Here is a 14590-nt window from a genome sequence, read left to right on the forward strand (position 1 = left end):
CGGACTTCGGGCTTTCTGGCGGGCCTCGGGCTTCCCGAGGGACCTTTGGCGGACTTCTGGGCGGACGCGGGCCACCCTCGTCGCCGATCATCACCGGGAGGACCTTTGACGGACTTCTTGGCGGACTTCGGGCTTCCTGGCGGACTTCGGGCTTTCTGGCGGGCCTCGGGCTTCCCGAGGGACCTTTGGCGGACTTCTGGGCGGACGCGGGCCACCCTCGTCGCCGATCATCACCGGGAAGCCCTTCCGGTTCATCGAGCGGACCGTTCGATGGGCGTGGCCCGAGACGGCGATGGGGGCGGCTTGGTTTGGGCGAGATGTTACGAGTTCGGCCGGAGCGGCGGCGGAAACGGCGCTGGAGACTCGCCGATTCCTCCCGGGCCTCACACCACATCACGCGGTCTGCTGAGAAGCTGGTCTGGGTAGGCGAGACGGCGGTGAGCCGTGCGGCTCCCCGGCCCCGTCTCGTTTCGCAGGCGTTCGACCACTCTCCGCCCGAGGGCGGGGATCTCCTCGGAGGTTTCTGATGACGCTGGTCACTCCTTCGGAGCTCGCCGCCGTGCTCGGCGAGGTGACCGTGCTGGACGTACGGTGGCGGCTGGCCGGGCCGCCCGGCGCCGAGTCCTACGCCGAGGGGCACGTTCCGGGCGCGGTCTACTGCGACATGGACCGTGATCTGGCCGCGCCGCCCGGCCCCGGCGGACGTCACCCGCTGCCCGAGCCCGAGGCCTTCCAGGAGGCCATGCGCAGGCTGGGCGTGCGTGCCTCCCGGCCCGTGGTCGTCTACGACGACGCCGACTCCATGGCCGCCGCGCGGGCCTGGTGGACGCTGCGCTACTTCGGCCACGACGACGTACGGGTGCTCGACGGCGGATTCCGCGCATGGACCGAGGCGGGCCTCCCCGTCACCGCCGACGTGCCGGACGTCGATCCCGGCGACTTCACCGCCACGCCCGGCGGCATGCCGATCCTCGACGCCGACCAGGCCGCGACGACCAAGGTCCTCCTCGACGCCCGCGCCCCCGAGCGTTACCGCGGTGAGGTCGAGCCCATCGATCCGGTCGCCGGCCACATCCCCGGCGCCCGCTGCGCCCCCACCACCGCCAACGTCGACCCGTCCGGCCGCTTCCTGCCCCCGCAGGCGCTCAAGGAGCGCTTCGCGGCGCTGGGCGCCGTCCCCGGCGTCGACGTCGGCGCCTACTGCGGCTCCGGCGTCACCGCCGCCCACCAGGTCCTCGCCCTCCATCTCGCCGGCGTCCCCGCCGGTCTGTACGTCGGGTCCTGGTCCCACTGGATTACCGATCCGGCACGTCCGGTGGCCACTAGGGAGGAGTGATCTGCGGTTTCGGTGTCACCGTCGCCCGCCGGTGCTCGCTTTCCATCTCGCCGGGGGCCCCGCGAGTCTGTACGTGGGGTCCTGGTCCCGCTGGATTACCGATCCGGCACGTCCGGTGGCCGCTGGGGAGGAGTGATCTGCGGTTTCGGTGTCACCGTCGCCCGCCGGTGCTCGCTTTCCATCTCGCCGGGGTCCTGTCACCCCACCCGCTCGGTCGCGTGCCGGCGACGAGTGATCCGAGGGCCGGTGGCGCGGGTTCGAGCCGGTTGGCCCGCAGGTGCCCCCACCGTCTGTGGTGAGGGGCTTCAGGAGCGGTGGGCCGGATCGTGGGGGAGAGGCCGCCGCGTGGCGGCTCTCGGGGCCTGGGGGCGAGGGGATGAGTCGGCGGGCCAGCCCGCGCCCAGGCAGATGAAGCCGGGGACGCCCGTCGCATCGGTGGCGGCGGCCAGTGCCTCGGCGGGGGCGATGCCGGTGGCGAGGAGGCGGTGGAAGGCGGTCATCAAGGCGAGGGCCTCGTCGTCGCGTACGGGGACCAGGCTGGCCACGACGCAGGCGGAGCCGCGGTCGAGGAAGGTTCCCGCGAGGCCCAGCGGGGCGCCGTCGACCGGGGTGTGAGCCATCCCCGCGTCGCACGCCGAGAGCACCACCAGCCTTGGAGCCCGGTCCAGGCGCAGCAGGTCATAGGCCATCAATGGGCCGTCGTCGAGCGTGAGGCTGGACAGCAGCGGGCTGTGCGCGCAGAACACCCCGTGAGCCGCGATGTGCGCGATCTCGGCGGAGCCGAGCGCCCTCAGAACCGCGTCGGCACGTGGCGGGACGCGTACCGCGTCGTCGTGTACGCGCACCACCATCGACGCCTCCGCCTCGGCGTGGGCCAGTCCGGGCCCGGCGACCGCGATCACCCGGGCCGCCGAGCGCCGCCTCGCGGGCGTGGCCGTCGTCACGCGTCGAACGGCGGGCGATGGCCGACGATCTGTGGCGACCACGACCCTCGCCGCCGCTGCGACGGCGGCCTTGGCGATGGGGGTGTCTATGGGAGTGTCTTCGGCCGTGGCCGTGGTGGTGCGTGGCGGCGCGACGGCGGTGAGCCAGGCGGTCGCGCTTGGCGCGACGCAGACCGCGCGGCCGCGCAGAGGCGGCAGAACCGGCCAGGGGACCGTGTGCAGCGCCCCCGTGGGAACGATCACCACGGGGACGTCTGAGGGAATCCCGGTGAGCGGGCCGAGGAGGAGGGCGGACACGGTGGCGGCCTCGCGGGCGATTCCGTCGCCCGTACCGGTGTCGCGCAGCCCTCTGCGGCGCAGGCAGTAGCGCAGCCGTACGGTCGCCTCCACGGCCGTGCGGTAGGACCCGAGGCGATGCAGGGTGGAGCCCAGACGGGTGGCCGTGACGGCGGTCAGGGCGTCGCCGTGCCGTACCAGCTCCAGCAGGACGGCGTCGCCGATGCTCTCATACAGGCGCTCGATGTCCGGCGCGACCGGTGGCTCGGCCCGCACGCAGGCGCGCCACCGCTCGGCCCAGGCCAGCACCGTCGCACCGTCGCCGCTCAGCAGCGCCGACTCCAGCCCCAGCTCGGCCAGTTCCTGGGCGGGGCGAGCGGCGTGAGCGCGGATGTCCCACGGCCCCTCGCGGCCTCCGAGAGCGCTCAGTCCGGCGCGCACCGCCTCCAGCGCCCCCGCGTGCTCGCCGGCGAGCCGCCTGCGCAGCGCCACGGCGTGGTGAAAGGTCAGTGTGCGGACCTGAGGCGGCATCCGGTCACGCGGTGCGGGACGCTTCCTGTACGGCGGGCGCGGTGACGCGTCCGGTTGAGGCGGGGCGGCGGGGACCTGGTGGCGGTCCGGCCGCCTCGCCGGGCCGGGCGCGGGCGCTAGGGCGGTGGAGGGCGCCTGATCGTGACGGTGTGCGGGGCCGGGGTGGGACGCGGGAGGTTCGCATAGGGCGACCACCAGGTCGAGTTGGGCCTCGGCGGTGTGGGTGTCGCCGAGGTCGGCGGCGAGGCGGGCGGCGGTCAGCCGGAGGGCGGCCGCGTTGGCGAACCAGTCGGCGTCGTGGAGGGCGTCGGCGCAGGCGAGCACCTCGGCGAGGAGGCCGGGGGCGGCGGGGTCGAGGGCGAGGCGGGCGCGTACGGCGACGTCGTCGGCGAGTGGGATCCAGGTGTGCCGATCCTGGCTCTCCAGCGCCTGGCGGGCGAGCCTGACGGTTTCGATCGCGCCGTGAGGGTTGCCGGCCAGGAGCTCCACCTGGGCGAGGAACAGGCGGGCTTCGGCGAGGTGGACGAGCGCTCCCGCGGCGGTCAGCTCGGGTACGGCCTGCCGCAGCAGGGCGCGTGCCTCTCCGGGGAGATGAGCGGCGACGAGGGCCTCGGCGAAGTCGCTGCGGAGGGCGGCGAGACGTTCCGGGTAACCGGCCAGGCGGTGCTCGACGGACGCGAACGATGCGAAGGCCGCCGGGATGTCCCCGCGCCGGACGGCGTTGAACGACAGATTGGCCTCGGCGAGCCTGCTCACGTAGTCGAGCCCGGCCTCGGCGGCGACCCGCAGACAGTCGGCGAGGTCCTCCGCCCCCGAGTCGTGATCGCCCAGGTAGGTCAGGGCGAGCCCGCGGTTGAGCAGGACCGCGCTGCGCAGACGGGGATCGGCGTCCGCGCCGCGCCCGTCGAGGGCGCTGTCGCACAGGCGTACGGCCTCGACGTGGCGGCCGAGCCGTACCAGGGCGATCGCCCGCTGGACGGCGAGCGCGGCCCGATCCTCCTCCGGCAGATCCTGCTCCGCCTGGTCGGCGAGCTGCAGCGCACCCGACGGATCGCCTTGCTCGGTCCGCACCGACACCAGCGACATGCGCGCCTGGGCCAGCCGCCGGGGGACGTCCGCGCCCACCCGGATGGCCTCTTGCAGGTGTGTCTCCGCCAGCGGGAGGTCGCCGAGCTCACGGGCCGCGAGCGCGAGCGCCCGCCACGCCACCGAGGCCGCCTCCGCGTCGCCCCGCGCCGTGGCCTCGTCGAGCACCCGCCGCGCGTCCTTCCGCGCCAGGTGCGGATCGATCCCGGAGGTTCTGATCGCCCGCTCGGCTGCCGCGATGAGCCGGGCGGGGTCGTCGTCCGGTGACCGGGCCGGGCGGTCGGCCGGGGTGGCGTCCGTCATCGATCGCTGCTCTCCCGGAGGGGGGCGGGATGGGGGCTGACGAGGAGCGGCCCGTGGGCCGATTCGCGGCTTGCGCGTGTGCCGTTCCGTGGGGTGGGGCCATGGGGACGGCCCCACCCCACGGCGGCATCAGTCGCCGGTGTGGAGCCAGCGGGTGGCGACGGTGGGGCGGCCCGGGAGGTGGCAGGCGATGCTGAGCCAGCCGACGGGCAGGCCGGTGGCGGCGAAGTAGCCGGTCTCGGTGGGGAGCCGCACCCAGCGGTCGTGCGGAGTGCGAATGACGATCCTGCCGCGGGCGGGGGACGCGGCAGGGGACGGGTGCCCGTGCTCGTGGACGGCGGCGTGGTCCGGGGCGGGCGCGCGTTCGGCGGAAGGGACGGGGCCACGGGTGAGAGCCTCGCCGGAGGCGGTGTGATCTACGGCGGCGGGCCCGTCCGGCGGGAGAGCGAGGCCCTCGTGGGCCTGGTCCTCCAGGGTGTGGTCTCCCGAGGCGTGGACCCTCGAGGCGTGGACCCCCAGGGTGTGGTCCCCCGGGGCGTGTTTCACCAGGGTGGGGTCCGCCGGGATGTGTTTCACCAGGGTGGGGTCCGTCGGCGCGGGGTCCGGGGAGAAGGTCACCTGACCGGCGACGTCGATGCGGCCGTCGGTGTGGGTCAGTTCGACGTCGATGGTGACGCCGGGGGCGGCGAAGCGGTGCAGGCGGGGTTCGGTGCCGTCGCGCGCGCCGGTGGGCCGGGGGAGCGGGACGAGTTCGGCGGTGAGGGCGCCGGGCAGGCGCAGCGCGTACGCGGCGCGGGCGGCGGCCGACACCGACAGGGGGGCGGGGTCCACGCCCGCGCCGATGCGGAGCGCGGCGAGCAGGTACACCTCGTCGATCACGGGACGACCTCCAGGATCTTGCGTAGGCGGCCCAGGCAGCGTCCGCGCATCGGTTCCACGCTGCCGATCGGCAGGTTTGGCCGGGCGGCGGCCGACACCGAGAGGGGAGCGGGGTCCACGCCCGAGAGGGGGACGGGGTCCACCCCCGCGCCGATGCGGAGGGCGGCGAGCAGGTATACCTCGTCGATCATGGGATGACCTCCAGGATCTTGCGTAGGCGGCCCAGGCAGCGTCCGCGCATCGGCCTGACACTGCCGATCGGCAGGTTCAGCCGGGCGGCGGCCGACACCGAGAGGGGAGCGGGGTCCACGCCCGAGAGGGAGGCGGGGTCCACCCCCGCGCCGATGCGGAGGGCGGCGAGCAGGTACACCTCGTCGATCATGGGACGACCTCCAGGATCTTGCGTAGGCGGCCCAGGCAGCGTCCGCGCATCGGCCCGACGCTGCCGATCGGCAGGTTCAGGCGGGCGGCGATCCTGGCGTAGCCGCTCTCCGGCGTGGTCACCAGCAGGCGCAGCAACGTACGGCATGGCTCGTCGAGGTTGTCGACGGCCTGCCACAGGCGCCGGGCCTCGTCGGCGGAGAGCACGGCCAGCGCGGGGTCGGCGTCGGGCTCGGCGGTTTCGGGCGGGGTGCACATCGGCGTCACCCGGCGGGCCTTGCGGCACAGCAGGGCCGCCTCGTTGCGGGTCGTGGTGACCAGCCACGCCCCGATCCTGGACGGGTCGCGGATGCGGTCGAGGCTCTCGACCAGCCGGAGCCACGCGGCCTGAACCGCGTCGGCGGCGTCGGTGGCGCTCAGTCCGAAGGCGCGGGCGACCGCCCACATCCGGGGGCCGAAGGCGGCCTCAAGCTCGTCCCAGTCGGCCTGATCCACAGGCAGCCGCGGGAACGTGTCGTCATCGATCATATGGTGACTCTGTGAGTTCGGGAGGAGACGATGCGTGAGAACTGTAGCGCGGTGCGTTTCCTCGCCGTGAGGGTTCGGGGATTCCGCCTGCCCGCAGCGTTTTCGACTTGGTTACGCTAGGGATGAGGTGGAACAACGCTTTTGATATGGATGTTTACTGATCGTCGTTGTGTCGAAGCAGACACTTGTCAATTGCGATTCGGTATGAACTTGGTCTGGTGCCCGCACGCCGACGGACGGTAGTCTCTGTTCAGTCACATGTGATCATCCCTGTACGAGGACGTTGGGGAAGGCGAACCTCGTCGAATCGGGAGGTCCGGTGTCTGCTCGTGGCGTGCTGTATGTCCACTCGGCTCAGCCCGCGCTGTGCCCGCACATCGAATGGGCGGTGGCGGGTGTGCTTGGCGTGCCCGTCGACCTGTCGTGGACTCCTCAGCCTGCCGCGCCCGGATGTGTGCGGACTCAGGCGGAGTGGGTGGGCAGGCCGGGTACGGCTGCCAAGATCACCTCTTCGCTCATGGGCTGGCAACGCATCCGCTTTGAGATCACCGAGGATGCCTCGCCAGGAGTGGACGGCTCGCGACATGCCTACACGCCGACTCTGGGCGCCTTCACGGCCGTCATCGGGGCGAACGGCGACATCTTGGTGCCGGAGGACCGCCTGCGCAACACGATGCTGAGGGCCGCGCAGGGCCGGGTGGTACTGGAGGAGGAGCTCGACCGTCTCCTCGGCAAGCAATGGGACGAGGAGCTGGAGCCCTTCCGCTACGCCGGCGACGGCGCACCCGTGCGCTGGCTGCACGCGGCCGTGTAGCCGACCGAGGCGTCCCCGCCGGTCGCCCGTCCCGCATGCCGCCCGTCCCACGTGCCGCCCGTCCTCGGGGCGGCGGGTCCACCCCGAGGGCCGTCCGCCTCGCCGGGCATCGCCTCTTCCCCTCTTGGCGCGATGACGGCCGGGCCCGAGCCGCTCGGTACGGCGGGCCCTCGCCGGCACGGCGGTGCCTGCTCTGCGGCGCCACCGCATTGCCGCCCCCTTCCCGGGTAGGGGCGGATTGTGACTTCCAGGAACGACGACACGCGCGCCGGGAACGGGCGGGCCCAGGACCGCCCCGGCGCGATGACACCCGATGACACGCGGTCCTTGAGCGCATGGGAGGACGAGGAGGAGCCTCAGGATCCCCGGGCCCGGGTGGAAGAGATCGACAAGAGGCTGGCCGAACTGCGCGCCACCCTGGAGAACCGGCTCGAAGGACCCGGTGACCAGGTGGACGCCGCCACCATGCTGAACGTCCGTGACGAGATCATGTTGATGGTGGAGACGCTGGAGAACGAGAGACGCAGGCTCACCGGATCCAATAACGATCTGTAGCGGCGGCGTCCGCGCCATGTCACCTACGTGCCTGGCACCCGCGCCGCATTGCTCCCCGTCCTGGTCAGGCAGGTGCCGCCCAATCGGCGTACGCGACGGCGCGCACCCGGACCGCCGGCCGACGGCCGCTACCGGGGCACGGGGACGATCGGCTCGTCCGGGCACCGGAGGCGCCCTGCTCCTGGGCGACGCCGAGGATCGCCGAGCCGGTCAGAGACGCCACGGCCACTTGATCTTTCACAAGCGGGTGACATTTCGCAGCACGACAGCGTTTTCCCGTCACGTTCTAACCGTTCACGGGAACACTCGGTGAATTATTGGCGAACTCGATCAACTGCCCTGCCTGGGCCGATTCAATCACCCCGCCCAGATTTAGGAATATCCACGTCAATCGCCCTCCGAGCAACCTGCGAGCGTATCCGGCCGCCGGACGAATGAGAAAGAGACGGGAGTGCGGGACGCCCGCCCCGAGCGTCCCGCACTGGTCTGAGCCGCACGCAGGCGGCCCCGCCAAGGCCCTCGACCGGATGGTCACTCGACCGGATGGTCAGAGGGGGATGTTGCCGTGGCTGCCACGGGCCGGGGTGGCCTGGGCGAGCACACGGGCGATGGCCCCGCGGGTGGTGGCCGGGTCGATGACCTCGTCGATCACGCCCAGTTCGACCGCCTTCGCCAGGCCGCCTGCCTCCCGCTGGTGGCGTTCGGCCAGCTCCTGTTCGAGCGCTGGCCGCTGGTCCTCGGGCACGGCGGCCAGCTCGCGACGGTGCAGCACCCGCACCGCGGCCACCGCGCCCATCACCGCCACCTCCGTGGTGGGCCAGCCGAAGACCCGGGTGGCTCCGAGCGCCCGGGAGTTCATCGCGATGTACGCGCCGCCGTACGCCTTGCGGGTGATCACGGTCACCCGCGGCACCGAGGCCTCGGCGAAGGCGTGCAGCAGTTTCGCGCCGCGACGCACCACGCCGCCGTGCTCCTGCCCGACCCCGGGAAGGTAGCCGGGCACGTCCACGACGACCACGAGCGGCACTCCGAACGCGTCGCACATGCGCACGAACCGCGCCGCCTTCTCGGCCGAGGCCGAGTCCAGGCAGCCGCCCAGCCGCAGCGGGTTGTTGGCCAGCACGCCCACCGTCCGACCGCCCAGCCGGCCGAGCACGGTGACCATGTTCGGCGCCCACTTCGGGTGCAGCTCGACCGCGGCCGACAGCCCGTCGTCCAGCAGGCCGTCGATGATGGGGTGCACGTCGTAGGCGCGCCGCGGCGATTCGGGCAGCAGCGCCCCCAGATCGGCCTCGCGGATATCGCCGAGATGCACGCGGCCCTGATGCCCCAGCAGCACCGCGAGTTGCCGGGCGCGCAGCAGCGCGTCGGCGTCGGTGGGGGCGACCACGTGCACCACGCCGGAGCGTTTGGCGTGCGGCTCGGGCCCGCCGAGGCCGGCCATGTCGATCTGCTCGCCGGTCACCGAGGCCACCACCTGCGGCCCGGTGACGAAGATGCGGCCCTGCTCGGACAGGATGACGATGTCGGTGAGCGCCGGGCCGTAGGCCGCGCCGCCCGCCGCCGGGCCGAGCACCACCGAGATCTGCGGGATGACGCCGCTGGCGCGGGTCATGGCGGCGAACACCGTGCCGACCGCGTGCAGCGAGGTGACCCCTTCGGCCAGTCGCGCGCCGCCGGAGTGCCACAGGCCGATGATGGGCAGCCGCTCGCGCACCGCGGTGTCGTAGGCGGCCACGATGTGCTCGCAGCCCTTGCCGCCCATCGCGCCGCCCTGGACCCGCGCGTCGGAGCAGAAGGCGGCCACCGGCACGCCCTCGATCCGGCCGAGCGCGGCCTGTACGCCGCTGTCGTCGACCGGAGCGAGCAGCCGCAGCGAACCCTCGTCGAACAGCGACGACAACCGCACCACCGGATCACGTGGATCGGCGATCTCCGGATCCGAGGCGGGAGTCACCACCCCGGTGTCGAGAATCGTCACGTTCGCTCCTTCTCCTAGGGCGGGCGAGGGCCACGCCTCACGGGGCAGGCGTCATAGAGTGGCGAAGGCCACGGCGACGTTGTGGCCGCCGAACCCGAACGAGTTGTTGATCGCGGCGATCTGACCGTCCGGCAGGCGGCGCGGCTCGCCGTACACGATGTCCACCTCGATGCCGTCGTCGAGGTCGTCCACGTTGGCGGTGGCGGGGACGGTGCGCTCGTGCAGCGCCATGACGGTGAAGACCGACTCGATGCCGCCCGCTCCGCCGAGCAGGTGACCGGTCATCGACTTGGTGGAGGTGACCAGCGGGTGCGAGCCGATGACGTTGGCGATGGCGATGGTCTCGACGACGTCGCCCGCCGGGGTGGAGGTCGCGTGGGCGTTGACATGCTTGATGTCGGAGCCGGACAGGCCGCTGTCGGCGAGCAGTCGCCGGGTCGCGGCCTTGATCCCCTCGCCGCTCGGCTCGGGCTGGGCGATGTGGTGGGCGTCGGCGGAGTAGCCCACCCCGGCCGCCTCGGCGTAGATGCGCGCGCCGCGGGCGACGGCGTGCTCGTAGGACTCCAGCACCAGGATTCCGGCGCCTTCGCCGAGCACGAAGCCGTCGCGCTGCTTGTCGAACGGGCGCGACGCCCGCTCGGGCTCGTCGTTGCGGGTGGACATCGCCCGCATGGCCGCGAAGGAGGCCACGTTGAGGGGGTGGATGGCCGCCTCGGTGCCGCCCGCCACCACGACGTCGGCCCGCCCGGAGCGGATCATCTGGATCGCGTAGCCGACGGACTCCGCGCCGGTCGCGCAGGCGCTCACGGTGGCGTGCACGCCGGCGGTGGCGCCGAGGTCGATGCCGATCCAGCCCGCCGGGCCGTTCGGCATGAGCATGGGGACGGTGAAGGGCGACAGCCGCTGCCAGCCCTTCTCCTTGAAGGTGTCGTACGCGTTGAGGATCGTGGTGATGCCGCCGATTCCGCTGCCGACGACGACGCCGAGCCGGTCGGACTCGACCTTGGGCGTCCCGGCGTCCGCCCAGGCCTGGCGGGCGGCGATGAGGGCGAACTGCTCGGCCCGGTCCAGGCGCCGCGCCTCCGGCCTGGGGATCACCTCGCCCGGCTCGACGGCGGCGACGCCGGCGAACTTCACCGGCACCGAGTCGACCCAGTCCTCGGTGAGGGTCCGGATGCCCGACCGCCCCGCGAGGAGCGCCGACCAGGACGAGGCGACGTCTCCACCCAGGGGCGTTGTCGCGCCAAGCCCGGTGACGACGACACGTACCCGGTCTTTACTCACTTTTGCGCTCCTTGCTGCTCGGGGGGCGGGCCGTCCGGCGGCGCCGCTTCAGGGCCGGGACGCGGCGCCCGTCGGGAATGGCCACGGGAACCACGGAGTGGCTCGGACGACACCGGAAGCGGCCCCGGAAGGTTCCGGAGGTGACCCCGGTGGTGGTCAGGCCTGGATGTAGTTGACGACATCCTTGACGGTCTTGAGGTTCTTGAGCTGGTCGTCGGGGATCTCGACGCCGAACTCGTCCTGCGCGGCGACGGCGATCTCGACCATGGAGAGCGAGTCGATGTCCAGGTCGTCCACGAAGCTCTTCTCCGGGGTCACCTCGGCGGCCGGGATGCCCGTGATCTCGTTGATGATCTTGCCGAGGCCGGCGAGGATCTCCTGCTCGGTCAGTGCCATGTCGCGATTTCTCCTTGAATAATGATCTTTTTCATGCGTGTACGGCGTGGCGCGCCGTACGGGTCTACGGGATCTCGATGACCTGCCCGGCGTAGGTCAGGCCGGCGCCGAAGCCGAGGAGCAGCGCGAGCCCGCCGGAGGACACCTCGCCGCGCTCGATCATGCGCGACAGCGCGAGCGGAATCGAGGCCGCCGAGGTGTTGCCCGCCAGGACGATGTCCTTGGCGACGACCGCCTGCTCGGCGCCCAGCTTGCGGGCGATCGCCTCGACGATGCGCAGGTTGGCCTGGTGCGGCACGAACGCGGCGAGCTCCTCGGGCCGCACGCCCGCGCGCTCGCAGGCGAGCCTGGCCACGGGGTGCAGGGCCGTCGTCGCCCAGCGGAACACCGCCTGGCCCTCCTGGTGGAGGAAGGAACTGCGGTCCTTGACGTAGATCGCGTCGGCCTTGTCGCCCGCGCTGCCCCAGGCCACCGGGCCGATGCCGGGGGTGTCGGAGGGGCCGACCACGGCCGCGCCCGCGCCGTCGGCGAAGATCACCGCGGTCGTGCGGTCGGTCCAGTCGACCCACTGGGACATCTTCTCGGCGCCGACGATCAGCACATGGTTGGCGGAACCGGCGCGGATCGCGTCCGACGCGGCGGACAGGGCGTAGCAGAATCCGGCGCAGGCGGCGTTGATGTCGAAGGCGCCCGGGGCCTCGATGCCGAGCCGGTGGGCGACCCTGCTGGCGGTGTTGGGGATCAGGGCCTCGGCGGAGCACGTGGCGACGATCACCAGGTCGATGTCGCTCGCGGGCAGGCCGCTGGCCGCCAAGGCCTTGCCGCCGGCCGCGACGGCGAGGTCGACCTCGGACTCCTCGGGACCCGCCACGCGGCGCTCGGCGATGCCCACGCGGCTGCGGATCCACTCGTCGTCGGTGTCCATGGTCTTGGCGAGGTGATCGTTGGTGACGACGTTGGCCGGCTGGTAGCCGCCGAACGCCAGCACCCGTGCGCCGGGGGCGCCCTGGTTATGCCTCACGTGCGGGTCTCCTCCTTGATCAGATCCCGAGCCGCGTCGAGGTCGTCGGGCGTCTTCAGCGCGACCGTCCGCACCCCGCGCAGGGCGCGCTTGGCCAGGCCGGTGAGCGTTCCCCCCGGGACGAGCTCGATCATCGCGGTGACGCCGAGGTCGGCCATGGTGGCCATGCAGGAGTCCCAGCGCACCGGGCCGGCCACCTGGTCGACCAGCCGCGTCAGGAACTCCGCGCCGCTGCCGACCACGGCGCCGTCGGCGTTCTGCAGCAGCCGGGTGCGCGGGTCGGCCGGGGTGACGGCCGCCGCCGCGGCGCGCAGGTGGTCGACGGCGGAGGACATGTGGACGGTGTGGAACGCGCCCGCGACCGACAGCGAGATGAGCCTGGCCCGGGCGGGCGGGTCGGCCTTGAGCGCGGCGAGCTCCTCCAGGGTGCCGCCGGCGACGATCTGCCCGGCGCCGTTGCGGTTCGCCGGGGTCAGCCCGTGCCGGTCGAGCGCGGCGAGCACCTCGGCCTCGTCGCCGCCGAGCACGGCCGTCATGCCGGTCGCGGTGATGGCGGCGGCCTTGGCCATGGCCTGGGCGCGCTCGCGAACCAGGCCGAGCGCCTGCTCGGGAGTGAGCACCCCGGCGAGCGCCGCGGCGGTGAACTCGCCCACGCTGTGCCCGGCCACCGCGCCCGCGAGGTCCGCGACCGCGCCGGCGGCGTCGCCGTACGCGTGCCGGACAAGAGCCTCGGCCGAGGCGAGCCCGGCGGCGACGAGGAGCGGCTGCGCGACGGCGGTGTCGCGGATCTCCTCGGCGTCGGCGGTGGTGCCGTAGGTGGTCAGGTCAAGCCCGACGATCTCCGACCACGCGGACAGGCGGTCGGCCAGACCGGGGATTTCGAGCCACGGAGTCAGGAAGCCTGGGGCCTGCGCCCCCTGGCCTGGAGCAACGATGACGAGCACGCAATCCACCTTGCCCTGTAGGAGTTCACCACACAGGTGGAGATCCGCACGAAGTTTGCGTTGATGATTTTGTGCGTTTCCTACAACGGGAGTTTCGTCGCAGTTTCCGGTACAAGGCCAGGTTACGGCACTAGTTCGCGGGTATTCCGGACAGCCGGCCGAGAATGAGGCCGACCTGGAGGGTGAAGGCCGACCGGCCCTCGGTGGGCTGGTAGCCGGTCAGCTCGGTGATCTTGCGGAGCCGGTACCGGACGGTGTTGGGGTGGACGAACAGCAGGCGGGCGGTCGCCTCCAGGGAGGTGCCCTGCTCCAGGTAGGTGGCGAGGGTGTCGAGCAGCGGTGTGCCCGCCAGCGGCTTGTACACGTTCTCGATCAGTTGCGCGCGGGCGTCCTCGTCGCCGTCGAGGGCGCGCTCGGCCAGCAGGTCCTCGGCGAGCACCGGGCGGGGCGCGTCCGGCCAGGCGGGGGCGGCGCGCAGGCCCGCGACGGCGGCGCGGGCCGATCTGGCGGCGGCGTGCAGGTCGGGCACCTCGGGGCCGATGACGATGGGGCCGGGGCCGAACTTGGGCACCACCCCGCGGGCCGCCTCCTTGATGCTGTCGGCGCCGCCGACGATGACGATGAGCCGGTCGCCCTGGACGCCGGCGAGCAGGTCGAGCCCGATGCGCCGGCCGCGGTCCCGCAGCCCGTCGATCACCGTGTGGGGGTCGTCGTCGGGGGCGAATCCGGCCAGGACCACCACCGGGGAGGAGGTCCAGCCCAGCGCCGCCGCCCAGGAGTGCAGCCCGTCGTCGACCTCGCCGCGCACCAGCGCGTCGACGATCAGCGCCTCCAGGCGGGCGTCCCAGGCGCCGCGCACCTCGGCCTCGCGCGCGTACACCTGGGCGGCGGCGAAGGCCACGTCCCGCGTGTAGCGCAGGATGGCCTGCTCCAGCTGCTCCAGGCCGCCCGGCGCGGCGAGCTCCTCGACCTGCGCCTCGACCACCTCGACGATCACGCGCACCATGTCGACGGTCTGCTGGAGCGAGACCGAGCGCTTCAGCTCCCGGGGGGCGGTGCCGAAGAACTCGATGTTCGGCGCGGGGCGGTCGTCGGCGGCGTGCTGGAACCAATCGACGAACCCGGCGATGCCGGCCTGGGCGACCAGGCCGATCCATGAGCGATCCTCCGCCGACAGGGCGCGGAACCAGGGCAGGCGCTCCTCCATGCGCGTCATCGCGGCGGTGCCGAGCGCGCCCATCGCCTTTTCCAGTCGCCGTGCGGTGTCCTCACGTACCCGGTCGTTCACATTCACAAGAGTGCCAGGTCATGCGGGGCGCGTCCGCCATCCG

14 protein-coding genes are annotated in these 14590 nt (G+C 72.8%); 3 read left to right on the forward strand and 11 right to left on the reverse strand.

Features of this window, described 5'->3' with window-relative positions:
• Positions 1-526: 526 nt before the first annotated feature.
• Positions 527-1336, forward strand: coding sequence for a sulfurtransferase (locus tag AB0K60_RS00950; protein WP_364047068.1), 810 nt, complete (start codon positions 527-529; stop codon positions 1334-1336).
• 305 nt (positions 1337-1641) lie between these two features.
• On the opposite strand, the gene AB0K60_RS00955 is transcribed toward AB0K60_RS00950, so the two are convergent.
• The 5 genes from AB0K60_RS00955 to AB0K60_RS00975 form a co-directional block, all read right to left on the reverse strand.
• Positions 1642-4476, reverse strand: coding sequence for a CHAT domain-containing protein (locus AB0K60_RS00955; RefSeq protein ID WP_364047071.1), 2835 nt, complete (start codon positions 4474-4476; stop codon positions 1642-1644).
• 129 nt (positions 4477-4605) lie between these two features.
• On the reverse strand, positions 4606-5355 hold the full coding sequence (locus AB0K60_RS00960) for a hypothetical protein (protein WP_364047074.1): 750 nt from the start codon (positions 5353-5355) through the stop codon (positions 4606-4608).
• Complete coding sequence (locus AB0K60_RS00965) at positions 5352-5546, reverse strand: hypothetical protein (RefSeq protein ID WP_364047077.1); 195 nt, start codon at positions 5544-5546, stop codon at positions 5352-5354. The genes AB0K60_RS00960 and AB0K60_RS00965 overlap by 4 nt, the downstream gene beginning before the upstream one ends.
• Positions 5543-5737, reverse strand: coding sequence for a hypothetical protein (locus AB0K60_RS00970; protein WP_364047080.1), 195 nt, complete (start codon positions 5735-5737; stop codon positions 5543-5545). The genes AB0K60_RS00965 and AB0K60_RS00970 overlap by 4 nt, the downstream gene beginning before the upstream one ends.
• Positions 5734-6264, reverse strand: a complete 531-nt coding sequence (locus AB0K60_RS00975) for a sigma-70 family RNA polymerase sigma factor (RefSeq protein WP_364047083.1) — start codon at positions 6262-6264, stop codon at positions 5734-5736. Before AB0K60_RS00975 ends, AB0K60_RS00970 begins: the two co-directional genes overlap by 4 nt.
• 319 nt (positions 6265-6583) lie before the next feature.
• On the opposite strand from AB0K60_RS00975, the gene AB0K60_RS00980 reads away from it, so the two are divergent.
• Positions 6584-7078, forward strand: a complete 495-nt coding sequence (locus tag AB0K60_RS00980; protein ID WP_364047086.1) for a DUF3145 domain-containing protein — start codon at positions 6584-6586, stop codon at positions 7076-7078.
• Positions 7079-7405: 327 nt separating this feature from the next.
• Positions 7406-7633, forward strand: coding sequence for a hypothetical protein (locus AB0K60_RS00985; RefSeq protein WP_364047089.1), 228 nt, complete (start codon positions 7406-7408; stop codon positions 7631-7633).
• Between the two features lie 547 nt (positions 7634-8180).
• Here AB0K60_RS00985 and AB0K60_RS00990 read toward each other — a convergent pair.
• From AB0K60_RS00990 to AB0K60_RS01015, 6 genes are all read right to left on the reverse strand, one after another.
• Positions 8181-9593 carry a carboxyl transferase domain-containing protein gene (locus AB0K60_RS00990; RefSeq protein ID WP_364048125.1) on the reverse strand — a complete coding sequence of 471 codons (1413 nt, stop codon included), beginning with the start codon at positions 9591-9593 and terminating at the stop codon, positions 8181-8183.
• Positions 9594-9665: 72 nt separating this feature from the next.
• Entirely contained in the window at positions 9666-10898 is a 1233-nt protein-coding gene (gene fabF / locus AB0K60_RS00995; protein WP_364047092.1) for a beta-ketoacyl-ACP synthase II, read from the reverse strand.
• Between the two features lie 156 nt (positions 10899-11054).
• Positions 11055-11294 (reverse strand): acyl carrier protein, encoded by a 240-nt coding sequence (locus tag AB0K60_RS01000; RefSeq protein WP_364047095.1) that lies wholly within the window; start codon positions 11292-11294, stop codon positions 11055-11057.
• Positions 11295-11358: 64 nt separating this feature from the next.
• Entirely contained in the window at positions 11359-12315 is a 957-nt protein-coding gene (locus AB0K60_RS01005; protein WP_364047098.1) for a beta-ketoacyl-ACP synthase III, read from the reverse strand.
• Positions 12312-13259, reverse strand: a complete 948-nt coding sequence (locus AB0K60_RS01010) for an ACP S-malonyltransferase (protein ID WP_364047101.1) — start codon at positions 13257-13259, stop codon at positions 12312-12314. The genes AB0K60_RS01005 and AB0K60_RS01010 overlap by 4 nt, the downstream gene beginning before the upstream one ends.
• 130 nt (positions 13260-13389) lie before the next feature.
• On the reverse strand, positions 13390-14499 hold the full coding sequence (locus AB0K60_RS01015; protein WP_364048127.1) for a helix-turn-helix domain-containing protein: 1110 nt from the start codon (positions 14497-14499) through the stop codon (positions 13390-13392).
• Positions 14500-14590: the final 91 nt, after the last annotated feature.

Origin of the sequence: Thermopolyspora sp. NPDC052614 (assembly GCF_040678635.1) — a bacterium.
Lineage (GTDB): Bacteria > Actinomycetota > Actinomycetes > Streptosporangiales > Streptosporangiaceae > Thermopolyspora.

Excerpts from the sequence above, each read along its gene's own strand:
- AB0K60_RS00950 (WP_364047068.1), top strand. The coding sequence starts at position 527 with ATGACGCTGGTCACTCCTTCGGAGCTCGCCGCCGTGCTCGGCGAGGTG.
- AB0K60_RS00955 (WP_364047071.1), bottom strand. The coding sequence starts at position 4,476 with ATGACGGACGCCACCCCGGCCGACCGCCCGGCCCGGTCACCGGACGAC.
- AB0K60_RS00965 (WP_364047077.1), bottom strand. The coding sequence starts at position 5,546 with ATGATCGACGAGGTATACCTGCTCGCCGCCCTCCGCATCGGCGCGGGG.
- AB0K60_RS00970 (WP_364047080.1), bottom strand. The coding sequence starts at position 5,737 with ATGATCGACGAGGTGTACCTGCTCGCCGCCCTCCGCATCGGCGCGGGG.
- AB0K60_RS00975 (WP_364047083.1), bottom strand. The coding sequence starts at position 6,264 with ATGATCGATGACGACACGTTCCCGCGGCTGCCTGTGGATCAGGCCGAC.
- AB0K60_RS01000 (WP_364047095.1), bottom strand. The coding sequence starts at position 11,294 with ATGGCACTGACCGAGCAGGAGATCCTCGCCGGCCTCGGCAAGATCATC.
- AB0K60_RS01015 (WP_364048127.1), bottom strand. The coding sequence starts at position 14,499 with ATGGGCGCGCTCGGCACCGCCGCGATGACGCGCATGGAGGAGCGCCTG.